Here is a 23,318-nt window from a genome sequence, read left to right on the forward strand (position 1 = left end):
GTCAGACGGTTTCGGCGATGGTCCCGACGGCGCGCCGGCGGTCGATCTCCTCGAGCAACGGGCGCAGATAGCCGGCGATCACCTCCGAGCCCCTGTCGTCGAAGATTTCCTGATGCCAGCCGGGAACGTCATGGATGATCAGGCGTCCCTTGACGTATTTGCCCCAACCCATCTGCGCGTCGGCGAAGGTCGTGACGATCTCCCCGCTCTTGAGCAGCAGCGCGTCGGCGTCGATCGGCTTCGTCTCATAGGCGTCGCGCGCGCGCTCGAGCGAGATCAGGAACTCCCATTCCTGACGCCCGATGACCTTGCGCGCCAGCTTCGCGCCGTCGATCAGCCCGAGCGACACGGCGAAGTCGAGGATGCGCGTCTTGCGCACCAGCGTGAAGCTCGACAGCATCTCCGCGAGCGAGGCCTGTCCCTTGACGACGATGCCGACGCGATGGACGAGCGAGCGCGTGCGATAGTTGAGGTGATAGGCGATCTTCCGGTAGAGCGGCATGCGGGCGAGGTAGCCCGGCACCCACAGGTCGGCGAGGATCAGCAGCGGCGTCTCCTCGCCGGCGGCGGCGAGCTGCTGCGCGCATTCGTAGGCGAGCGCGCCGCCGATGCAGAAGCCGCACAGGACGTAGGGTCCGCGCGGCTGCGCCTCGCGGATCATCGCGACATAGTCTTTCGCGATCTCGTTGAGCGTGCGGACGGGCGGCGGCCCGTCGCCCGGCGGCACGATCAGCGGAATGCCGAACACAGGACGGCCGGGGCCGATCCGCTGCGCGAGCTTGTAGTAGAGGATCGAATTGTTGATGACGATGACCGGGGTCTTGTCGCCGTCCGGCTGGATGCGCGCGAGCGCCGCCGCGGGCGGCGGGGCCTCCTCGACCGTCCCGCGTCCCGGCAGGCGCGCGGCGAAGGCGCGCAGCGTCGGCGCCTGGAACAGGGTGAGCGGGTCGAGCTTGACCCCGAACTCCTCGGCTATGCGCGCCATCAGCCGGATGCTGAGCAGCGAATGGCCGCCGAGGTCGAAGAAATTGGACTGCGGCTCGATCCGCTCGACATGGAGCAACTCGCGCCAGATCGCCGCGAGGCGCTTCTCCGCGTCGGCGTCGGGAAGCCGCTCGGCCTGCGCGGTTGCGACGAGCGCGCGCGCGGGCGCGGGCGGCTCCGGCAGGCGGCTCGGATCGAGCGCGCCCCGGCCGGTCCGCGGCAGCGCGAGCAGCACGCTCACCCCGTCAGGGCGCGCGACGCTCGGATCGAGGGTTTCGTCGAGGAAGCCGGACAGCGTCCGCGGCAGGGTCTCGAGCGGAACGCGCACGCCCGCGCGCGGCGCGACGAAGGCGTAGGGCTTCTCTCGTTCGGGCGGCAGGACGGCGACCGCCTCGGCGACGTCGGGATGGCGGGCGAGCGCGCCCTCGATCGCGGCGAGGCCCGCGCGGTCGCGCGCCGCCTCCAGCGTCTCGCGCGCCGGCGGCGTCAGCGCCGAGAGCCTGTCCGTCGGACGCTGGACCGCGAATTCGAAGGTCCTGATCAGGAAATCGAGCAGGCCCCGCGCGGTCTCGGCCTCGAACAGGTCGGGGTTGTACTCCATCGCCATGCGCCAGCCGTCCGGCCAGTGCACGAGGAAGAAGATGAGGTCGTAGAGCGAGCCGGCCGAAAGCGAGGGCCGGCCGAGCAGGGTGAAGTCGCCGTAGCTCCTGTGGTCCATGACGTCGCGCAGCACGGTGAAATTGACCGAGATGAGCGGCGTGCGCGAGGGGTCGCGCGGCGGATTGAGAATCTCGACGAGCTTGTCGAAGGGCACGCGCTGGTTGATGAGCGCGCCCTGCACGGTCTCGTTGACCCGGCGCAGAAAGGTCTCGAAGCTCGGATCGCCCGAGGCGTCGAAGCGCATCACCAGATTGTTGATGAACATGCCGATGAGGTTTTCGAGGTCGGGATCGTCCCGGCCGGCGATCTGCGTCCCGAAAATGACGTCGTCCTGCCCGGCGTAGCGGTTCAGCGCCGCGCCAAGCGCCGCGCAGCCGAGGCTGAACAGGGTGACGTTGGCGCGCCGCGCGGTCTCCTCGAGGCGGTCCCCGAGCTCCTTCGGCAGGGTCTGCGCGATGATGACGCCCTTGTAGGTCGGACGCGGCGGCTTGCGATGGTCGGGCGGAACCTCGAAATAGGGCGCGTCGGCGAGCTGCGTCCTCCAGTAGTCGGTTTCGGCCTCGAACGTGCCGCTCGCGAAATATTCCTTCTGCCAGAGGCAGAAATCGCCGTACTGGAGCGGCGGCGGCGGCAGGTCCGCCGCCCGGCCGGCGTTGATCGCCTCGGCGATCGCGCCGAACTCATGGGCGAGGACGCGGATCGACCAGCCGTCGAAGGCGATCTGATGCACGGTGACGAGCAGGATGGCGCGCTCCTGCGACAGGCGCAGATAGGTCGCGCGGATCGGCGGCGCCTGCGACAGGTCGAAGGAGGCGTGCGCCTCGCGCTCGCCGAGCTTCAGCGCCTCGCGCTCCTGCTCCGCCGGCTCCAGCATGGAGAGGTCGATCACCGCCAGCTTGAAGGCGAGCGAGGGCGGCGCCTCCTGCATCGCCTCGCCGTCGCGCTCGAAGAAGCGCGAGCGCAGGATCTCGTGCCGGTCGACGATCTCTTGAAACGCCTGCTCGGCGGTCGTCGGCGAGAGGCGCCCGATCGCCTCCCAGCGCAAAGCGACGTTCAGCGCGGGATTGCCCGGGTTGAGCGCGTTGATGAACCAGCAGCGATTCTGCGACGACGAGCAGGGAAAGATCAGACTTTCGCCCGAGCCGTCCAGGGACGCCTGCGCGTCGTCGCGCTCGATCGTGATGTCGTTCGCCTGACGTGTCACCCGGACGTTTCCCTCACCTGTCCCTCCCTGGCCGGCGCGCCGCGCCTGAAGCTGCGCAGGGACGGCGCCGCCGCCTTTCCGGCCTCGCCGGCCGACGCCGCCTCCTCGGCTTCCGCGGCCTTCGCCAGCTCGGCTATGGTCGGAAAGCGCATGAGGTGACGCGCCTCGAGAGGCGCGCCCTGCGCCATCATACGGGCTGCGATCCGGAAAAGATGAATGGAATCGGCGCCCAGGGCGAAAATATTGTCGTTCACGCCGATGTCGTCGATCTGCAGCACCTCCCGCCAGATCGCCGCCAGCTTCTCCTCCATCGGCGTGCGCGGCGCGACGATTTCGCGCGCCTTTTCGCCCGTGCTCCATTCGGGCGAGGGCAGCGCCTTGCGATCGAGCTTGCCGTTCGGCGTCATCGGCAGCGCCGGCAGCCGCATCCACAGCGCCGGGACCATGTAGTCCGGCAGCTTCTGCGCGGCGAAGCCCGAAAGCTCGCCGTCGGCGACGGGCTCGGCGGAGACGTAATAGCCGACGAGGCGGGGCGCGCCCTGCGCCGGGGCCTTGATCGCCGCGGCGCAGGCCGAGACGCGCGGACAGGCGCGCATCACCGCCTCGATCTCCTCGAGCTCGATGCGGAAGCCGCGCAGCTTGACCTGCGAATCGGCGCGCCCGAGCGCCTCGAGCCGCCCGTCCGACAGGCGCCGGGCGAGGTCGCCCGTGCGATAGAGCCGCTGCGGCGGCGCGCCCTCGTCGAGGACGACGTCGAAGAAGGCGGCCCGGTCGAGCTCGGGACGGCGGAAATAGCCGATGGCGAGGCCGAGGCCGCCGATGTAGAGGTCGCCGACGACGCTAGGGGGGACGATCCGCCGGTTGGCGTCGAGCACATAGAGGCCGGTGTTGGCGACGGGCTCGCCGATCGTGACCGGCGCGGGCGAAGGCGCGACGGGGCCGATCGAAGACCAGATGGTCGTCTCGGTCGGGCCGTAGACGTTCCACAGCTCGCCGCCGTTCGCCAGCAACGCGTCGGCGAGGTCGCGCGGCAACGCTTCGCCGCCGCACAGCATGCGCAGGCCGGGCCGCGGCGAGAAGCCCGCCTCCAGCAGCATGCGCCAGAGCGAGGGCGTCGCCTGGACGATGGTCGTCTCCGGCCGCCCGATGAGGCCGGCGAAGCCGAAGCCGCCGCGCACGTCGTCGCGGCTCGCGATGATCACGCAGCCGCCGGTGATCAGCGGCATGTAGAGCTCGAGCGCGGCGATGTCGAAGGAGATCGTCGTTCCGGCGACAAGGACGTCGCTCGGGCCGGCCTTGAGCGTATGGGCGATGGACCAGAGGAGGTTCGCGACCGAGCGGTGGGCGATCTCGACGCCTTTCGGCACGCCCGTCGATCCCGAGGTGAAGATCACGTAGCAGGGGCGCGCGGCGTCGGAGGGCGCCTGCGGCGCGCTGGCGGAGGCGGCGGCGATCGCCGCCGCGTCGGCGTCGAGCCGCACGACCGGAACGCCCGAGCCGATCGCCCCCATGAAGGCGTTCTCGTCGCTGACGATCGCCGCGACGTCGGCGTTGTCGAGGATGAGCCGCAGCCGCGCGGCCGGATGCCCGGGGTCGAGCGGGACATAGGCGCAGCCGGTCTTCATGACGGCGACCAGCGCGACGAGCATGTCGAGCGAGCGCTCGGCGGCGACGCCGATCCGCGCGTCGGGCGTCTTGACGACGGTCTTGAGATGGTTGGCGAGGCGGTTCGCCCTCGCGTCGAGCTCGGCGTAGGTCAGCGATTTCTCGCCATGACGCGCCGCGACCGCGTCCGGCGTGCGCGCCGCCTGCGCGGCGACGAGCTCATGGATCGGGCGCAGGTCAAGGTCCGGCGCGGCCTTGTCGTTGAGGCCGTGGACCAGCCAGTCGCGCTCGGACGTCGAGAGCAGCGGCAGGGCGGCGATCGGCCGCTCGGCGTCGTCGGCGACCGCGCCGACGAGCGTGCGGAAATGGCCGATCCAGCGCTCGATCGTCGCCGCGTCGAAGAGGTCGGTCGAATAGTCGACGTCGACGCGCAGCCCGCCGTCCTGCTCCGTGCAGTTGAAGAACAGGTCGAAGACGACGGCGGCCTTCGGGTTCGACCTCGCCTCGACCTCGAGGCCCGTCAGGCTGATGCGGTCGCCGAGCTTTTCGAGGTTGAACTGAACCTCGACGAGCGGGCGGCGACCGGCCTCAGGCGGGCGGTCCATCTTGCGCACCAGCGTGCCGAGCGTGAAGCTCTGATGGTCCTGCGCGGCGAGCACGCGCTGGCGCGCCGCCTTGAGCTCCTCGGCCATGGTCGCGCCGTCGGCCCAGCGCGCGCGCAGCGGCAGGAAGTTGACGCAATGGCCGACGAGCGCGCCCTCGCTCTCGACGAGCTGCTGGCCCGCCGCCGGTATGCCGACGACGATCTCGTTCTGGCCGGCGAGCCGCGCGAGCAGGACCTCATAGGCGGCGAGCAGCGCGGCGAACAGGGTGCAGCCCTGCTTGGCCATCGCCTTGCGGAAGCGCTGCGTCAACTCCGGCTCGATGCGGCGCGTGAGCGTCGCGCCGGCGAAGCTCTTCTGCGGCGGGCGCGGGCGGTCCGTCGGCAGGTCGAGCGGCGGCGGCGGCGGCGTGAACTGCGGCAGCCAGAAGGCCTCGACCGCCGCGCCCTCGCGCTTCTGGCGCGCGCGCTCCTCGGCGCCGTAGCGCAGGAACGAGAGCGGCGCCGGCAGGTTCGCGGGCGTTCCGGCGACGGCCTCCTCATGGAGCGCGGTCAGTTCGCCGATGACGACGTTGAACGACCAGCCGTCGCAGACGATGTGATGCGCGGTCAGCGCCAGCACATGGAGGTCGGGCGCGAGCTTCGCCAGTCGGGCGCGGATCACGGGGCCGGCGACGAGGTCGAACGGCGTGCGCGCGTCCTGCGCGAGGATGTCGCGCCAGGCCGCCTCCGCCGCGTCCGGCCCGCCCGAGGACAGGTCCTCGACCTCGAGCGCGAGCTTCAGCTCGGGCTCGACGCGCATGCGCATGCCGTCCGGGCTGAAACTCGCGCGCAGCGCGTCATGACGCGCGATCACCTTGTTCAGCGCGCCTTCGAGCGCGGCGCGGTCGAGCGAGCCCGAAAGCCGCAGCGACACGGATTCATTGAACGCGCAGGAGGCTTCGTCCGAGAGCTGCGCCGAGAGCCAGACCTCGGTCTGCGCCTCGGTCAGCGGACCGTCGGTCTCGGGCTCCGGCCCCATGCCGGGAGGGGCCGGCAGGAAGTCCGCCTTCTGCATGGCGACGACGCTGTCCTCGAAGGCGCGCGCGATCGCCTCGACGTCCGCGTCGGTGTGCGCCGTCGTCAGGAAGCATGGGTAATGCTCCTGGATATAGACGCCGCGCTCCAGCATGTGCGGATAGAGAAGGCCCGAATAGCGCGACAGCTTGCCGAGGTCGAAGAAGAACCAGCTCGCGTAGCCCTCGATCGTGAAGTCGAGGCCGCGCTTGCGCAGGAAGGCGTTGAGGCGCTCGACGAGCCCCGCCGCGCGCGCGCTCACCCCCTCCTGCAGCGTCGGCCCCGCCGCCTTCAGATGGTTGAGCACGGCCCACACCGCCGCCATGACGAGCGGATGGCGCACGAAGGTGCCGGCGAAGAAGGTCATCGCCGCTTCGGGATAGGAGTCGTCGCCATAGGCCCACTGGCCGCCGTCGAGCGCGTCCATGAAGCGCGCCGCGCCGGCGAGGATGCCGACCGGCAGGCCGCCGCCGACGACCTTGCCGTAGGTGGCGAGGTCGGCGCGGATGCCGAACACATGCTGCATGCCGCCGGTATGCACGCGGAAGCCGGTGACCACCTCGTCGAAGATCAGCGCAGCGCCCGACTTCTCGGTGATGGCGCGGATCTCCTTCAGGAATTCGACCGGGCGCAGCGCCGGATGGCGGCTCTGCACCGGCTCGACCAGCACGGCGGCCAGTTCGTCGGCGTGCGCCCTGATCCATTCGAGCGAGTCGGGCGCGCCATAGGGCAGCACCACCATGTTGTCGACCGAGTCCTTCGGGATGCCCGCCGCCGCCGGCGCCGACCGCGCGACGCCTCCGCGCAGAGAACCCTTGACCAGCACCTCGTCGAACTGGCCGTGATAGTCGCCGGTGAACATCACGATGGTTTCGCGCGCGGTCACCGTGCGGGCGACGCGCATCGCCGCCATCACCGCCTCCGAGCCGGTGTTGCAGAAGGTGACGCGCTCGTTGCCGGTCATCTCGCCGAAGAGCTTGGCCACCTCGCCGGCGAGATGCGATTGCGGGCCGATGGCGAAGCCCTTCTTCAGCTGCTCTGAGACCGCCTCGACGACGAAGGGCGCGGCGTGGCCGAAGAAGGTCTGGCCGTAGCCGTTGACGAGATCGACATAGGCGTTGCCGTCGACGTCGTAGATGCGCGAGCCCTGCGCCGCGTCGGAGACCACCGGATAGACGAGGTCCTTCCACTCGGGGCGAAAGCCGGCGGCGGCGCGCGGATCGGCGAGCTCGGGGCGATATTGCGCGGTCATCCGCTTCGAGGTCGGCGAGCGCGCGTTGAAGCGCGCGACGAGCTCGGCGAGCGCGCGCTCCTGCGTCTCGTTCATCTCGGCGGCCGGCGCCGAGCGGGCGGCGGCGAGCCTGTCGAAGCGCGAAACCGGCTCGTCCGCGGCGGGCGCGGCCGCGGGAGCGGGCGCCTGAAGCGGGACGGGCGCCGGCGCCTGAATCGCGGCGGGCGCGGGCTGCTGGACGAGCGCGGGCGCGGGCGCGCCGCCAAGAGCGGCGAGCTGCTGCGCCATCAGCCGGCTCATCGCCTCGAGCTGGTCGCGGATGATCTGCTCGACGCCGCCGCCGACCGCGGGCGTCCCGGAGTTCGCGAAGGCCGGCGCGGAGAAAGCGGGAGCGGCGAAGGCCGGCGTCGGGGCCGCGGCCGCCGGCTGCGCGACGGGCGCAAGGGCGGGCGTGGGGACGGACGCAGGTGCGAGCGCGGCGCGCGCCTCCGGCGGCAGCGTCGCCTCGATATGGGCGGCGAGCGCCGGGATGGTCGAAAGATCGCCGAGCAGCTGGCGGAAGGTCAGCTTCACCTTGAAGTCGCGCTGCAGCTGCTGCGTGACCTGGCTGAGGAACAGCGAATCGAAGCCGAGCTCAAGGAAGCTCGCGTCGGCCGGGGCGTCGGCGAGCGACTCGCCCGACAGATTCTCGAACAGATCGACGATCCGCCGGCGCAGGGCGTCGCCTTGTCCAGAGGGTGCGGCCGGGGCTTCGGTGATCGACATTGAACCTGCCATCGCTGAAAGGCTTTCGGGAACATGCGGCGCTGGCGCGGGCGTCGCGTCGGGCGGCGCGGGGAGCGAAGCCGCTCCCTGCGCAAGAGGCGGCGCGTCGAGCCAATGGCGCACGCGCTCATAAGGATAAGTGGGCAGCGAGACGCGCCGACGACGTTCGCAGGCGTAGACGGCGCTCCAGTCGAGGCCGCCGCCGGCGCACCAGAGCTGGCCGGCGGCGCCGGCGAAGGCTTCGGCGTCGGAGGTTTCGCGCGACGCGTCGGGGAGCGAGGCCAGAACCGCTTCCGGCGCGCTGCCCGCCCCGCCCTGCCGGGCGAGCGTCGAGAGGGTTCGGCCGGGGCCGGCCTCGATCAGGATCAGGTCGGGCGCCGAGGCGAGCAGCGTCCTGAGGCCGTCGAAGAAGCGCACCGGCTCGCGGCAATGGCGGGCCCAATAGTCGGGCGAGACGGCCTGCTCGGGCGTCAGCCAGCCGCCCGTCGTCGAGGAGACGACCGGCAGGCTCGGCGGATTGAGGCGCATGCCGGCGACGCTCGCGCGCAGCGCCGCCGCGGCGGGCTCCATCATCGGCGAGTGGAAGGCGTGCGAGGTGTGCAGGCGGCGCGTCTGCGCGCCCTGCGCGGCGAGCTTCGCCTCAAGCGCCGCCACGGCGTCCTCGGGGCCGGCGGCGACGCAGAGCTTCGGCCCGTTGACGGCGGCGAGCGCGAGGTCGCCGCCAAGATGCGGGGCGAGCGCTTCTTCGGACAGGCGCACGGCGGTCATCGCGCCGGTCGGCATCTCCTGCATCAGCCGCCCGCGCTCGGCGATCAGGCGCAGCGCGTCCTCCTGCGAGAACACGCCGGCGAGGCAGGCGCCGACGAATTCGCCGACGCTGTGGCCGATCGTCATCTGCGGCGCGACGCCGAAGCTGCGCCACAGCGCGGCGAGCGCGTAGCCGACGGAGAACAGCGCCGGCTGGGCGTAGCGCGTCTCGCGCAGCGCGTCGGCGTCGAGCCGCTCGCCCTCGCCGCCGTAAAGCAGCGCGCACAGATCCGCGTTCAGGATCGGCCGCAGGATCTCCGCGCTCGCGCGCATCGCGTCGCGGAAAACGGGCTCGGTCTCGTAGAGGCCCTGCCCCATGCCCGGATATTGCGCGCCCTGGCCGGGGAACATGAAGGCGAGCGCGCGCGCCCGCTTCGCCTCGCCCCTGGCGAGCCCCGCGCCCGAGCGCAGGCCGGCCGCCGCCGCGGCCGCGTCGGACGCCGCGAGCGCGGCGCGGAAGGGGAAGGCGCGCCGGCCGAGCGCCAGCGTATAGGCGACGTCGGCGAGCGGCAGGTCGGGATCGGCCTCAAGACGCGCGGCGAGATTTTCGCGCGCCCTGGCGAGCGCGGCCGGGCTGCGCGCCGAAAGGCAGAGGATTTGCGCGCCGCGCGCGGAAGGCCCGGAGGCGAGCGGCGGCGCCTCCTCGAGAATGGCGTGGGCGTTGGTGCCGCCGACGCCGAAGGCGCTGACGCCGGCGCGGCGCGGCTCCTCCCCGCGCGGCCAGTCGCGCCAGTCGGCGTCGACGTAGAAGGGGCTCGTCGAAAAGTCGATCTGCGGATTGGGCGAACGGTAATGCAGCAGGCCCGGCAGGCGCTTCGCCTGCAGCGCCAGCGCCGTCTTGATGACGCCGGCGACGCCCGCGGCGGCGTCGGTGTGGCCGATGTTCGGCTTGACCGAGCCGAGCGCGCAGAAGCCGACGTCGTCGGTCGTCGCGCGGAAGGCGCGGGTCAGTCCCGCGACCTCGATCGGGTCGCCGAGCGGCGTCGCAGTGCCGTGGCACTCGACATAGGAGATGGAGCGCGCCTCGACCTCGGCGTTGGCGAGGGCGGCGAGGATCGCCTCGGACTGGCCGGCCGAGCTCGGCGCGGTGAAGCCGGCGCGCTGCGCGCCGTCGTTGTTGAGCGCCGCGCCGCGGATCACCGCGTAGATATGGTCGCCGTCGGCGATCGCCTCCTCGACGCGCTTCAGGAGCACGACGCCGGCGCCGGAGCCGAACACCGTGCCGTCGGCGCCGGCGTCGAAAGTGCGCACATGGCCGCTCGGCGAGACCATCGCGCCCTCGAGCGCGAGATAGCCGCGTTTTTGCGGCAGGGTGATCGACACGCCGCCGGCGAGCGCCATGTCGGATTCATAGAGCGCGAGGCTCTTGCAGGCCTCGGCGACGGCGACGAGCGAGGTCGAGCAGGCGGTCTGCACCGTCATCGCCGGGCCGCGCAGGCCCAGCTTGTAGGAGAGGCGCGTGGCGAAGACGTCGGGCAGCGCGCCCATCAGCTCGGCGTAGCTGCCGACCTGGTAGTCGCTGGTGAAGCGCTCCACGGCGGCGCGGTCGCGCAGCACGTTGCGCAGGAAGTAGCTGCTCATCGAGCAGCCGGCGAAGGCGCCGATCGCGCCCTGATAGGCGGCCGGGTCGTAGCCGGCGTCCTCGAGCGCCGCGTAAGCGCATTCGAGCAGCACGCGATGCTGCGGGTCGGTCAGCTCCGCCTCGCGCGCGTGCATCGCGAAGAAGGCGGCGTCGAACTCCTCGACGCCCTCGAGGATCGAGCGCGCCGGCACATAGTCGGGGCCGGCCCGCGTCGCCGCGTCGAAGCTGTCCTCGAGCTCGGCGGGCGAGAAGCGGCTGATCGATTCGACGCCGCCGACGAGGTTGCGCCAGAAGGCGGCGACGTCCGGCGCGCCGGGATAGCGCGCCGCCATGCCGATCACCGCGAAGCCGGTCGGCGCGGGCCCGTCGATGTCCTGTTTCATCGCCCGGCCCTCAGGACGCCGGGGCCGCGCGGCGGCGGGCCGCGCGCTTCAGCGCCTCCGCCTGACGCGCCTTGCGCGCGGCGAAATCGTCGATCGCCAGCCTGTCCCCGGCCGCGCCGCCGCCGCCGCGCTCGCCGAGGCGGCGCAGATGCGCGGCGAGCGAGCGGACGGTGGTGAACTGGAAAAGGTCGGTCATCGGCGCGTCGATCCCGAATGAAGCGCGTATTTCTTCCTGAAGGGCCATGACGTCGAGGGACGCGCCGCCAAGGTCGAAGAAATTGGCGTCCCAGCCGACCGGCCCGCTCTTGAGGACGCGCGCCCAGATCGCCGCCAGCCGCTCCTCGAAGCCGGCGTCCGAAGCCGACGCGGACGGCGCCGGCGCGGCTTGCGCGGGCTCGGGAAGCGCCGGCTCGGGCAGCGCCGCGCGGTCGACCTTGCCGTTCTGCGTGCGCGGCAGCTCGGGCAGGACGACGACGAGGGCTGGAACGAGGAAGTCGGGGGAGGTTTCAAGCATGGTCCGCCGCAGCGCCGCAGGCTCGATCGCTCCGCCTTCGCGCGCGCAGACATAGGCCACGATCTGGCGCTCGCCGTCCGTGCGCTGGCGCACAAGGGCGCAGGCGTCGGCGACCGCGGGCAGGCGGCGCAGCAGCGCCTCCACCTCGTCGAGCTCGACGCGCTTGCCGCGAATCTTCACCTGCCGGTCGACGCGGCCGACGAATGCGACGATCCCGTCCGGCCGGCGCCGCACGAGGTCGCCGGTGCGGTACATGAGCCGTCCCGGCTCGCCGCTGAACGGGTCTTGCGGGAATTTCTCGGCGGTGAGCTCGGGCCGGTCGAGATAGCGCAGCGCGACGCCTTCGCCGCCGGCGAACAGCTCGCCCTCCTCGCCGTCGGCGACCGGCCGCAGGTCCGGGCCGAGGACATGGACGCTCGTATGGTCGATGGCGCGGCCGATCGGCACGGGCGCCGAAGGATCGAAGTCGCGCGGAATCTCGTAGCAGCAGGTGAAGGTGGTGTTCTCGGTCGGGCCGTAGCCGTTGACGAGGCGGCAGCCCGGCAGCGCGTCGAGCGCCTTGCGCACATGGCGCGGCGAGAGCACGTCGCCGCCGGCGAGCAGCAGGCGCAGCGGCTTCAGGACCTCGATCTGGCGGTCGACGACGGCGTGGAACAGGCTCGCGGTCAGCCAGGCGGCGGTGACGCCGCAGCGCGCGATCGCGGCGCCAAGGTCGGAAAAGCTCGGATGCTCGTCGGCGAGGATCGCGACGGCGGCGCCGTTGAGCAGCGCGCACCAGATCTCGAAGGTCGAGGCGTCGAAGGCGAGCGGGGCGAACTGCAGCGCGACGTCGCCGGGGCCGAGATCGGCGAAACTTCCGAACGCGAGCCGCGTCACCCCGCGGTGCGGGACGACGACGCCCTTGGGCCGGCCGGTGGTGCCTGACGTGTACATGACGTAGGCGGGATCCTCGCCCGTTCCCGCGACGGAGAGCGGCGCGGCGCCGGCGTCGTCGAAAGGCGCCGTCACGTCGAGCGCAAGGCTCGGCGCGCTCCAGGGAACGGCGCGGGCGAGGTCGGCGGGCGCGCAGAGCACGGCGGCCGGCGCGGTCTCCGCCGCGATGAAGGCGAGATGTTCGGCCGGCTGGGCCGGGTCGAGCGGCGCGAAGGCCGCGCCCGCCTTGAGGATGCCGAGCATGCCGACGATCGCCTCGGGCGAGCGCGGCAGGGCGAGGCCGACGAACGCGCCGGGGCGCGCGCCCGCGGCGGCGAGGCGACGCGCGCAGGCGTCGGACAGGCGGTCGAGCTCGGCGAAGGTGAGGACGCCGTCCGTCCCGTAGAGCACCGCGGGACGATCGGCGAACTCCCGCGCCGCGTCCGCGAAATAGGAGGGAATCGCGCGAGCGCGGTCGTAGCGCGCGGCGCGCCCGTCCTCGAAAGCCGCGGGGCGGTCGGTCATCGGATACTCCATTCGAGCGGGCGTCCGCTCCGACAATCGCCGCGAAGAACGATCATGCTTTCAAGATTATCGCTAAAACCGTCGAATGCGATCGGGAAGCCGGCCGTCCGGCCCCTCCTGCGCCGCTACGCCGCTCCCCCGCGACGCGCCGCCGACGGCGCGCGGACGGGCCGCCAAGACTCCCGCGAAGGGTCTCGCAGACGCTCGGAACCACTCTTGCGCACTGGGCCGTCATGTGATTTTCGCCTCGCGACGTAAGCGCAGCTGCGCGATCCAGATCAAGACATGGGAGCGCGCCACGCGCACACAATGTCGCGAACGCGCCGCCGCGCCAACTCGCCCCGATATTGAAGTCTAGCGCTCAGGCGGCCTCGTCCGCCTCATGCGCGCGAAAGGTGAAATTGCGCCAAATCAAATGCGCGCCGCAATCTGCGCCAAGCGTCTACCGGCGGGCGGAGCCAATCATCGATCACAACTTTCTCCTCAGCTCCGATCGACGCTGGAAAGCTATCATAAAGACGCTTTCGACACAATGCAGCCGGAAAAAAGCCTGCGCGCGCTACAATTTCGCCATGTTCTCCGCCGCCGGCCGCGCATGCGCGGCGCGCCGCGACATGATACAGAAGGCCCGCCGGCGACCGGACCGGCGCGCCGGAGGGACGATCATGACGCAGAACGCCGCTTCCCCCTCCGTCCTGGCGGCGGGGCTCGGGGGGCGCTGCCCCAGATGCGGAAAAGGCCATATGTTCAAGGGCCTCCTCGCCCTCGCCCCGCGCTGCGAGGCGTGCGGCCTCGACTTCAGCTTCGCCGACGCGGCGGACGGCCCCGCCGTTTTCGTCTGCCTCCTCGGCGGCTTCCTCGTGCTCGGCGCGGCGTTCTGGACCGAGCTCGCCTACGAGCCGCCGTTCTGGGTCCACCTCGTGCTGTTCCTGCCGCTGACGGCGATCGTCTGCGTCGGGCTGCTGCGTCCGGCCAAGGGGCTTCTGGTCGCCCAGCAATATCGCACCAAGGCCGAGCAGGGACGCATCGCGCCTTGAGGCTCCCCCGACGGCTCATGGCGCCGGCGGCGGCGACCCTCGCCGGCGTCGCGCTCCTCTGCGCGCTCGGCGTCTGGCAGCTGCGCCGCCTCGCCTGGAAGGAAGGCCTCATCGCGCAGATCGAGGCGCGCGCCGGCGCCCCGCCCGCCCCCCTGCCGCCGGAGGCCGACTGGACGCGGCTCGACCCGCAGGCCTACGAATATCGCCACGTGCGCTTCGACGCGACGCTCGAGCGCGGCAGGGAGGCGCTCGTCTTCCGCCCCGCCGGCGGCCCGGCGCACGAGCCCGGCTATCTCGTCCTGACGCCGGCGCGCCTGCCCTCCGGCGCCTATGTCGTCGTCAACCGCGGCTTCGTCCCGGAGGCGCTCAAGGACCGCGCGCGGCGGCCCGAGCCTCAGGCGCAGGCGCCCGAGCCGATCGTCGGGCTGATGCGCGCCCCCGAGCCGCGCAACCTCTTCACTCCGGCCGACGACCCCGCGCGCGGAAATTTCTTCAGCCGCGATCCGGCGTCCGTCGCGGCGCGTTTCGACCTCGCGCGCGCCGCGCCCTTCATCGTCGACGCCGACCGGGGCGCGCCGGCGGCGCCCGGCGCGCCGTCCGGCGGCGAGACGGCGATCGCCTTTCCCAACAACCACCTGTCCTACGCGCTGACCTGGTTCGGCCTCGCCGCCGCGCTCCTCGGCGTCTTCGCGGCCTACGCCTGGCGCGCCGCGCGCGAGCCCGGCGGATGAGCGGCGCGGCCCGCGCATTTGCGCCATAATCTGCTGTTTGTGCTTGGGCGAACGCGTCTTCGCCCGCACCGCGGCGGGAGCCGGCGGCGAGGCTGCCGCGCTCTCGCGATTATGCTAGCTTGAACGGCCGCCGACGCGGCGGGATCCTGGATTTTCGCCTTGAAATATGTCTCCACGCGCGGCGAGGCCGCGCCTCTCTCCTTCATGCAGACGCTGCTGCACGGGCTCGCCCCGGACGGCGGCCTCTACCTGCCCGAGAGCTATCCGCGCCTCGACGCGCGGGCGATCGCGCGCTTTTCCGGCCGCCCCTACGCCGAGGTCGCCGAGGCGGTGATCGCCCCCTTCGTCGAGGACGAGATCGAGCGCGGCGCGCTGCGCGCGATGATCGAGGACGCCTACGCCTCGTTCCGCCACGGCGCCGTCGCGCCGCTCGTCCAGCTCGAACCCGGCCTGTTCACGCTCGAGCTGTTCCACGGCCCGACGCTCGCCTTCAAGGACCTTGCGATGCAGCTGCTCGCGCGGCTCGTCGACCATGCGCTGAAGGCGCGCGGCCAGCGCGCGACGATCGTCGGCGCGACCTCGGGCGACACGGGCGCCGCCGCGATCGAGGCGTTCGCCGGCCTCTCGCAGGTCGACGTCGTGATTCTCTATCCGCACGGGCGCGTGTCGGAGGTGCAGCGCCGCCAGATGACGACCTCGGGCGCCGCCAACGTCCATGTCGTCGCGCTCGAAGGCTCGTTCGACGACGCCCAGGGCGCGGTCAAGGCGCTGTTCGCGAACCGGGCGCTGCGCGAGGAGACCGGCCTCGCCGGCGTCAACTCCATCAACTTCGCCCGCGTCCTCGCCCAGACCGTCTATTATTTCACGAGCGCCGTCGCGCTCGGCGCGCCGGGGCGCGCGGCCTCCTTCGTCGTGCCGACCGGCAATTTCGGCGACGTCTTCGCCGGCTGGATAGCCAAGCGCATGGGCCTGCCGGTCGAGCGGCTGGTCATCGCCACCAACGCCAACGACATCCTGCCGCGCGCGCTGTCCTGCGGCGCCTACGAGATCGGCGTGTCGCTCGCCACCCAGTCGCCCTCGATGGACATTCAGGTCTCGTCGAATTTCGAGCGGCTGCTGTTCGAGGCGCACGGACGCGACGCCGCCGCGGTCAGGCGCAAGATGGCGCAGCTCGCGCAGTCGCGCGCCTTCGCGCTCGATCCTGGCCCGCTCGAAGCGATCCGCGCCGAGTTCGACGCCTTCAGCGTCGACGAGGCGCAGACGACCGCCGAGATCGCCCGCGTCTACGCCGAGAGCGCCTATGTCGTCGATCCGCATACGGCGGTCGGCGTCGCCGCCGCGCGGCGGGAGGCGCAGGCCCGTGGAACGCAGGTTCCGCTCATCGCCCTCGGCACCGCGCACGCCGCGAAATTCCCCGACGCCATCGAGGCGGCGATCGGGATTCGCCCTCCCCTGCCGGCGCACATGCGCCGTCTGATGGACGCCGACGAGCGCGTGACGATCCTGCCCAACGACCAGCGCGAGATCGAGCGCTTCGTTCGCGCCGCCTCGCGCGCGTCGGTCGCGCATGCCTCCGCGCAGGCGGCCTCGTGAGCGCGCGCGTCGACACCCTGCCCTCGGGGTTGCGCGTCGTCACCGACGCCATGCCGCATCTCGAGACCGCCTCGCTCGGCGTGTGGGTCGCCGCCGGCTCGCGCCACGAAAGCGCGGGCGAGCACGGCCTGTCGCACCTGCTCGAGCACATGGCCTTCAAGGGGACGCGCCGGCGTTCCGCGCGCGCCATCGCCGAGGAGATCGAGGCCGCCGGCGGCGACCTCAACGCCGCGACCTCGACCGAGCACACCGCCTATTACGCCCATGTGCTCGCCGCCGACGCGCCGCTCGCGCTCGACATCCTCGCCGACATCCTGACCGAGAGCGCCTTCGACAAGGACGAGCTCGAGCGCGAAAAGGGCGTGATCCTGCAGGAGATCGGCGCCGTCGAGGACACGCCCGACGACCTCGTGTTCGACCTGTTCAGCGCCGCCGCATTTCCGGGCCAGGCGATCGGCCGGCCGATCCTCGGCACGCCCGAGCGCATCGCCAGTTTTTCGCGCGACGCCATCGGCGACTATCTCGGGCGCCATTACGCGAGCCCGGCGACGGTCGTCGGCGCCGCCGGCGCGGTCGACCACGAGCGCGTCTGCGCGGCGGCGCAGGAGCTGTTCGGCAAGCTGCCGCCCAGGGGCGCGCGGGACCGCGCGCCGGCGGCCGTCTACCACGGCGGCGAGATCCGCCTCAAGCGGCGGCTCGAGCAGGCGCATATCGTCATCGGCTTCGAGGGCCTCGCCTACGACGACCCCGACTTCTACGCGCTGCAGGTGTTCGCCAACGCGGTCGGCGGCGGCATGTCCTCGCGCCTGTTCCAGGAGGTGCGCGAGACGCGCGGCCTCGCCTACGCCATCCACGCCTTCCACTGGGGCTATTCCGACGCCGGCCTGTTCGGCTTCTACGCCGCCACCGGCGCGAAGGACGTCGCCGAGCTCACGCCCGTCGCCCTCGACTGCCTCGCCGAGGCGGCGCAAGCCCTTTCGGAAGCCGAGGCGCGCCGCGCCAAGGCGCAGATGAAGGTCTCGCTGCTCACCGCCCTCGAATCGCCGGCGCAGCGCTGCGAGCAGATCGCGCGGCAGGTGATGGCCTTCGGCCGCGTGCTGACGCGCGAGGAGATCGTCGCCGCGATCGACGGGCTCGACATCGCCGCGATCCGCGCCGCCGGCGCGCGCGCCCTGCGCTCGAAGCCCACCGTCGCCGCCATCGGCCCCGTCGCCAAAGTGTTCGCGCCCGACCGCGTCGCCGAGCGCGTCGGCGCCGGCTGACAATCAAGGCATCGCCATGGCTCTCTTCCGCATCGGCCCCAATCCCGAATCCGGACAGCTCCTGCGCGGCGAAGGCGTCTATCTGCGTCCGCCCGAGCTGCGCGACTACGAGGCGTGGGCGCATCTGCGCGACGTGAGCCGCGACTTCCTCATCCCCTGGGAGCCGACCTGGCCGGCCGACGATCTGACGCGGACCGCCTTCCGGCGCCGCGTGCGCCGCCACCAGCAGGAGATGGAGGCGAGCGAATCCTTCGCCTTCCTCGTCTTCCGCGACGACGACGTGCTGCTCGGCGGGCTGACGCTCGGCCAGGTGCGGCGCGGCGTGGTGCAGGCGGCGACCCTCGGCTACTGGATCGGCGCGCCGCACGCCAACCGCGGCTTCATGACGAGGGCCGTGCGCGCGACGATCGCCTTCGCCTTCGGCGGGCTGCGGCTGCACCGCGTCGAGGCCTCCTGCCTGCCGCACAACGAGCCGTCGATGCGCCTGCTCGAGCGCGTCGGCTTCATGCGCGAGGGCTACGCGCGGGCGTATCTGCGCATCAACGGCGTTTGGGAGGACCATCTGCTCTACGGCCTCGTCGAAACCGACTCCATTCCGCCCCTCCGCCCCGCGCAGCCGTGAGACGCAAGCTCCCTCGCGCGTCGCTCGCGCTGGCGCTGGCGCTGCTGGCCTGCCTCCTCGCCCCCGCCGCGCGGGCGATCGAGGCCGTGCGCACGCCGCTCGACGCGCGCGTGATCGACCTCACCAAATCGGTGGAGAGCTATTCTTCGGCCGGCGACCGCCTGCTGGTGGCGACGGCGCCGGGCGCCGACGGCATCGTGCGCCGCATCGAGGTGCGCGCGCGCGAGGAAGGCACGCGGCCGAACTGGATCGTCTTCGCGCTTTCGAACGACACCGGCGAGCAGATCGAGCGGCTGATCGTCGCGCCGCACTTCCGTCTCGTCGGCTCGGGCGTGATCTGGCCCGACCTCGGCGCCACGCGCATCTCGGCGATCACCGCGAGCCAGGGCTACCCGCCCGAGCGCGAGGACAGCGAGGACGCCGACGTGTTCCGGCTGACCCTCGACCCCGGCGCGACCGTCACCTACGTCGCCGAGCTGCGCACCCCGAACCTGCCGCAGCTGCACCTGTGGGAGCCCGACGCCTACAAGGACCGCCAGACCAGCCTCGCCCTTTACAAGGGCATCGTCATCGGCGTCGCCGGCCTGCTCGCGCTGTTCCTGACCATCGTCTTCGTGGTGCGCGGCGCGGTGATCTTCCCCGCCGCGGCGGCGCTCGCCTGGACGGTGCTCATCTACGTGTGCATCGACTTCGGCTTCTGGAGCCGCATCTTCGGCGGCGAGGGCGCGAGCGACCGCATCTGGCGCGCCGGCACGGAGTCGATCCTCGCCGCGACCCTGCTCGTCTTCCTGTTCGCATACCTCAACCTCAACCGCTGGCACGTGCGCGCCTCGCATGTGGCGGCGATCTGGCTCCTCTTCCTCGCCGCCCTCGTCGGCCTCGCCGTCTACGACGCGCCGGTCGCGGCGGGCGTCGCGCGCATCTCCATCGCCGCCGTCGGCGCCGTCGGCTTCGTGCTCGTGCTCTATCTCGCGATCCACGGCTACGACCGGGCGGTGATGCTGATCCCGACCTGGTTCCTGCTGCTCGCCTGGATCGTCGGCGCGGCCTTCGCCGTCACCGGCGCGCTCACCAACGACCTCGTCTCGCCGGCCCTCATCGGCGGCCTCGTGCTGATCGTGATGCTGATCGGCTTCACCATCATGCAGAACGCCTTCGTCGGCTCCGGCCTCGCCCATGGCGCGGTCTCCGACTCCGAGCGCAAGGCGCTGGCGCTGGCGGGCGGCGGCGACGTCATCTTCGACTGGGACGTCGCGGCCGACCGCATCTATGTGAGCCCGGAGATCGAGGCGCAGCTCGGCCTGCCGCGCGGCGCGCTCGAGGGCCCCGCCTCGACCTGGTTCGACGTGCTGCACCCCTCCGAGCGCGACCGCTACCGGGCGAGCCTCGACGCCATGCTGGAGCAGCGGCGCGGGCGCATCAACCAGGATTTTCGCCTGCGCGCGGCGGACGGGCAATATCACTGGTTCCGTCTCAGGGCGCGGCCGGTGGTCGGCGCCGACGGCGAGGCGCTGCGCGTCGTCGGCACGCTCGCCGACGTCACCGAGGCGAAGGCAGCCGAGGAGCGGCTGCTGCACGACGCCGTGCATGATTCGCTGACCGGCCTGCCCAACCGCGAGCTGTTCCACGACCGCCTCGGCGCCGCGCTGGCGCTCGCCGAGGCCGACCCGAACCTGCGCCCGGCGGTGATGTGCCTCGACGTCGACCGGTTCAAAGAGATCAACGCCAGCGCCGGCTTTCCGGCCGGGGATTCGATCCTGATCGCCCTCGCCCGGCGCCTTTCGCGCGTGCTGAAGCCGCAGGACACGCTCGCGCGCCTGCAGGGCGACGAATTCGTCGCCCTGATCGTCTCCGAGAAGGAGCAGAGCCGCATCGCCGAGCTCGCCTCGGCCGCGCTGCGCGTCTCCTCGACGCCGGTCGCCTTCTCCGACCGCGAGATCCCGCTCTCGACCTCGATCGGCGTCGCCTTCTACGATCCCCAGCTGCACGCCCGGCGCGAGGACATGGTGAAGGACGCCGAGATCGCCATGCGCCACGCGAAACGGCTCGGCGGCGGGCGCGTCGAGACGTTCCGCGCGACGATGCGCGCGCTGCGCTCCGACCGCGTCGGCCTCGCCGCCGACCTGCGGCGGGCGCTGGAGCGGGGCGAGATGAAGCTCTTCTTCCAGCCGATCGTGCGGCTCGAGGACCGCACGGTGGCCGGCTTCGAGGCGCTGCTGCGCTGGGACCATCCGCGCGAGGGCAGGCTCGGCCCGGCCGAGTTCATCCCCGTCGCCGAGGAGACCGGGACGATCATTGATCTCGGCCTGTTCGCGCTCAAGCGCGCGGCGAGCGAACTCTCCGTCTGGCAGCGGGCGCTCGACGTCGATCCGCCGCTTTTCGTCAGCGTCAACGTCTCCTCGCGCCAGCTTCTGCGCCACGACCTCATCGGCGACGTCAAGTCGGCGCTGTCGCGCGTCGAGGTCGCGCCTGGATCGCTGAAGCTCGAGCTGACCGAAAGCCTCGTCATGGAGAACCCGGAGCTCGCCGCGCAGATGCTGACGCGCATCCGCGAGCTCGGCGCCGGGCTCGCCCTCGACGATTTCGGAACCGGCTTCTCCTCCCTCGCCTATCTCCAGCGCTTCCCCTTCGACACGCTGAAGATCGACCGCTCCTTCGTCGGACGCAACGGCTCGGGCGCGCGGCCGATCATCCTGCGCTCGATCGTGGCGCTGGCGCATGACCTCGGCATGGACGTGGTGGCCGAAGGCGTCGAGGACGAATCCGACGCGATCGAACTCTCGCAGCTCGGCTGCGAATACGCCCAGGGGTTCGCCTTCGGCCATCCGATCAGCGCCGACGAGGCGAGGAAGCTCGTCGGCGCGGCGAGCGTCGCGGCCTGAGCCTGCGCGCCCGCCCGCCAGATCTTTAGTCCGGCGCCTCAGGCGTGGCCGAGGTCCGAGGACAGCCGCGCCGGATCGATCCCGACCATGCGCAGCGCCCGCTCATATTTCGAACCGAGCGCCTCGTCGAAGATCAGCGACGGATCGGCGGGGATGTTGAGCCAGCCGTTGTCCTGCATCTCCGCCTCGAGCTGGCCCGCCGACCAGCCGGAGTAGCCGAGCGCGAGCAGCGCGCGGTCGGGCCCCGCGCCGCGGGCGATGGCGCGCAATATGTCGATCGTCGCGGTCAGCGAGACGCGCGAATCGATCGGCAGCGTCGAATTGTCGATGAAGAAATCATTGGAGTGAAGCACGAAGCCGCGGCCGGTCTCGACGGGGCCGCCCTTGAGCACCTGCACCGCGCCGGCCGTCGCCGGCAGCTGGATCGTCTCCTCGGCCTTGATCACGTCGAGCTGCACGAGAAGGTCGGAAAACGTCACCTTGCGCGCCGGGCGGTTGACGACGATGCCCATCGCCCCCTCCTCGGAATGCGCGCACAGGTAGATCACGGAGCGCGCGAAACGGTTGTCGGCCATTCCCGGCATGGCGACGAGGAGCTGTCCGTCGAGGTAGGAGCCCGAGCCCCCTGCGCCATCGCCGCGAGACATTTTCGATCCCATGTTTTCCGCCACATTCTGCTGGAAAGACTTCCAACGCTGATCAGACACGCACGTTTCGCTCCATCCACATGCGCCGCCCCCGATGCCTTTTTTCATTCACCTCAATGTAAGTTGCGGCGCCGCAACTTGCAAAATACCGTGTCTGCCTCGCGCGAGGCCTTCCGGCGCCATCTTACGTCAAATCCTGATGCAAATGTCTTTCCAGCTTGTGAAACGCGCCTCGCGCCGCGCCCGCCTCGGCGGCTTTCTCGCGGCCGGCCTCGCCGCCGCGCCGGCGTTTGCGCCGGCCTGCGCGCAAGAGCTCGACAGCGGCTGGACGCGGCTCAGGATATCCTCGGCGCGCCTCATCGCCGCGCCCTCGGCCGACGGCTGGCGCGCGGGCGTCGAGATCCGCCTCGATCCCGACGTCTTGACCTACTGGCGCACGCCCGGAGACGCCGGGGCGCCGCCCGAGTTCGATTTTTCAGCGTCGGAGAACGTCGACAAGGCCAGCGTCCGCTACCCGGTCCCGACCCGCTTCCTCGAGGACGGCCTCAACGTCTTCGGCTATCGCGACGACGTCGTGTTTCCGCTCGACCTTCGCCTCAAGGATCCCGGCAAGCCGGCGAAGCTCGCGCTCTCCATGAATTACGCCGTGTGCGGCAAGATCTGCGTCCCCGTCACGGCCAGGCTCACCCTCGCGCTTCCCCGCGTCGCCGCCGGCGGCGCGCCGGGCGAGCACGAGGAAAGGCTTCTCGCCGCGCAGGCGAAGACCCCGCGCCCGCTCGCCGCGGGCGAGAGCGCGCGCAAGGTGAGCATGACGCGCGAGCCCGGCGCGGCGCGGCCGACCTGGCGGCTGCGGCTGCGCGACGGCGCGGAGCCGTCCGCGCCCGCCGATCTTTTCGCCGAGGCGCCGCCCGGCTGGTTCTTCGAGACGCGTCCGGGCGACGCGCCCGGCGAGTTCCTCATCGTCCAGACGGAGCAGCCGGAGGGCGCGCGCCACGCCAGCGTCGTCTTGACCCTCTCCGGTCCGCAGGCCTACGAGTTCACGGTCGAGCTTGACGCGCGACGGGCCGTGGCCGACGGCGCGCCGGATCGCGAGGGGGAGGAAACGCAATGAGCATCAAGCCGGGCGACAGGCTGCCCAAGGCCAATTTCGCCGTCATGACGCCGGACGGCCCGGCCGTGCGAACGACCGACGAAATCTTCAAGGGACGCCGCGTCGCGCTCATCGGCGTGCCGGGCGCCTTCACCCCGACCTGCAGCAACGTCCATCTGCCGGGCTTCGCCGACCGCCTCGACGCCTTCAAGGCGAAGAACGTCGACGCCGTCGCCGTCGTCTCGGTCAACGACGTGTTCGTGATGACCGCCTGGGCCAAGGACACCGGGACGGGCGGACGGCTCCTTTTCCTCGCCGACGGCAACGGCGATTTCGCGCGGGCGGTTGGCCTGCCGCTCGACCTCACCGAGCGCGGCCTGGGGGTCAGGTCGCAGCGCTACGCCATGCTGGTCGACGACGGCGTGGTGCGCGTCGTCAACGTCGAGACGAGCCCCGGCAAGGCCGAGGCCTCGAGCGCCGAAGCGCTGCTCGAGGCGATCTAGGACCAATCGACATTCGGGATTCATTTTTGCGTTTGGCGCGGAATCAATGGGCTGCGGATTTTTTTGATTCGGAGCGCATCGATGGGCGTGCGACGCTATGAGCTGAACGAGGCTCAGTGGAG

General features: G+C 71.5%; 12 protein-coding genes. 8 read left to right on the forward strand and 4 right to left on the reverse strand.

Going from position 1 to position 23,318, the window contains the following annotated elements:
- Position 1: 1 nt before the first annotated feature.
- From ACE3OG_RS14850 to ACE3OG_RS14860, 3 genes are read right to left on the reverse strand one after another with little or no spacing between them, the layout of a single operon-like run.
- Positions 2 to 2,848 (reverse strand): condensation domain-containing protein, encoded by a 2,847-nt coding sequence (locus ACE3OG_RS14850; RefSeq protein ID WP_374310010.1) that lies wholly within the window; start codon positions 2,846 to 2,848, stop codon positions 2 to 4.
- Positions 2,845 to 10,878 (reverse strand): amino acid adenylation domain-containing protein, encoded by an 8,034-nt coding sequence (locus ACE3OG_RS14855; protein ID WP_374310012.1) that lies wholly within the window; start codon positions 10,876 to 10,878, stop codon positions 2,845 to 2,847. The genes ACE3OG_RS14850 and ACE3OG_RS14855 overlap by 4 nt, the downstream gene beginning before the upstream one ends.
- A gap of 10 nt (positions 10,879 to 10,888) precedes the next feature.
- Positions 10,889 to 12,829 (reverse strand): amino acid adenylation domain-containing protein, encoded by a 1,941-nt coding sequence (locus tag ACE3OG_RS14860; protein WP_374310014.1) that lies wholly within the window; start codon positions 12,827 to 12,829, stop codon positions 10,889 to 10,891.
- A 743-nt stretch (positions 12,830 to 13,572) separates the two neighbouring features.
- On the opposite strand from ACE3OG_RS14860, the gene ACE3OG_RS14865 reads away from it, so the two are divergent.
- The 6 genes from ACE3OG_RS14865 (at position 13,573) to ACE3OG_RS14890 (ending at position 20,956) form a co-directional block, all read left to right on the forward strand.
- Positions 13,573 to 13,866: a DUF983 domain-containing protein gene (locus ACE3OG_RS14865; RefSeq protein WP_374310016.1), complete on the forward strand. Its 294-nt coding sequence runs from the start codon at positions 13,573 to 13,575 to the stop codon at positions 13,864 to 13,866.
- Positions 13,863 to 14,597 (forward strand): SURF1 family protein, encoded by a 735-nt coding sequence (locus ACE3OG_RS14870; RefSeq protein ID WP_374310018.1) that lies wholly within the window; start codon positions 13,863 to 13,865, stop codon positions 14,595 to 14,597. Before ACE3OG_RS14865 ends, ACE3OG_RS14870 begins: the two co-directional genes overlap by 4 nt.
- Positions 14,598 to 14,756: 159 nt before the next feature.
- Positions 14,757 to 16,190, forward strand: coding sequence for a threonine synthase (thrC, locus tag ACE3OG_RS14875; protein WP_374310020.1), 1,434 nt, complete (start codon positions 14,757 to 14,759; stop codon positions 16,188 to 16,190).
- On the forward strand, positions 16,187 to 17,452 hold the full coding sequence (locus tag ACE3OG_RS14880; protein ID WP_374310022.1) for a M16 family metallopeptidase: 1,266 nt from the start codon (positions 16,187 to 16,189) through the stop codon (positions 17,450 to 17,452). Before thrC ends, ACE3OG_RS14880 begins: the two co-directional genes overlap by 4 nt.
- Before the next feature lie 16 nt (positions 17,453 to 17,468).
- Positions 17,469 to 18,074, forward strand: coding sequence for a GNAT family N-acetyltransferase (locus ACE3OG_RS14885; protein WP_374310024.1), 606 nt, complete (start codon positions 17,469 to 17,471; stop codon positions 18,072 to 18,074).
- Positions 18,071 to 20,956 carry an EAL domain-containing protein gene (locus ACE3OG_RS14890; RefSeq protein WP_374310026.1) on the forward strand — a complete coding sequence of 962 codons (2,886 nt, stop codon included), beginning with the start codon at positions 18,071 to 18,073 and terminating at the stop codon, positions 20,954 to 20,956. Before ACE3OG_RS14885 ends, ACE3OG_RS14890 begins: the two co-directional genes overlap by 4 nt.
- Before the next feature lie 38 nt (positions 20,957 to 20,994).
- On the opposite strand, the gene ACE3OG_RS14895 is transcribed toward ACE3OG_RS14890, so the two are convergent.
- Positions 20,995 to 21,603 (reverse strand): YqgE/AlgH family protein, encoded by a 609-nt coding sequence (locus tag ACE3OG_RS14895; protein ID WP_374310028.1) that lies wholly within the window; start codon positions 21,601 to 21,603, stop codon positions 20,995 to 20,997.
- Positions 21,604 to 21,808: 205 nt separating this feature from the next.
- Here ACE3OG_RS14895 and ACE3OG_RS14900 point away from each other — a divergent pair, with 205 nt between their 5' ends.
- Together ACE3OG_RS14900 and ACE3OG_RS14905 are read left to right on the forward strand one after the other, a co-directional pair.
- Positions 21,809 to 22,714, forward strand: a complete 906-nt coding sequence (locus tag ACE3OG_RS14900; RefSeq protein ID WP_374310030.1) for a protein-disulfide reductase DsbD domain-containing protein — start codon at positions 21,809 to 21,811, stop codon at positions 22,712 to 22,714.
- Positions 22,711 to 23,196 carry a peroxiredoxin gene (locus ACE3OG_RS14905; protein WP_374310032.1) on the forward strand — a complete coding sequence of 162 codons (486 nt, stop codon included), beginning with the start codon at positions 22,711 to 22,713 and terminating at the stop codon, positions 23,194 to 23,196. The genes ACE3OG_RS14900 and ACE3OG_RS14905 overlap by 4 nt, the downstream gene beginning before the upstream one ends.
- Positions 23,197 to 23,318: the final 122 nt, after the last annotated feature.

The organism is Methylocella sp. (assembly GCF_041905455.1).
Classification (GTDB): domain Bacteria; phylum Pseudomonadota; class Alphaproteobacteria; order Rhizobiales; family Beijerinckiaceae; genus Methylocapsa.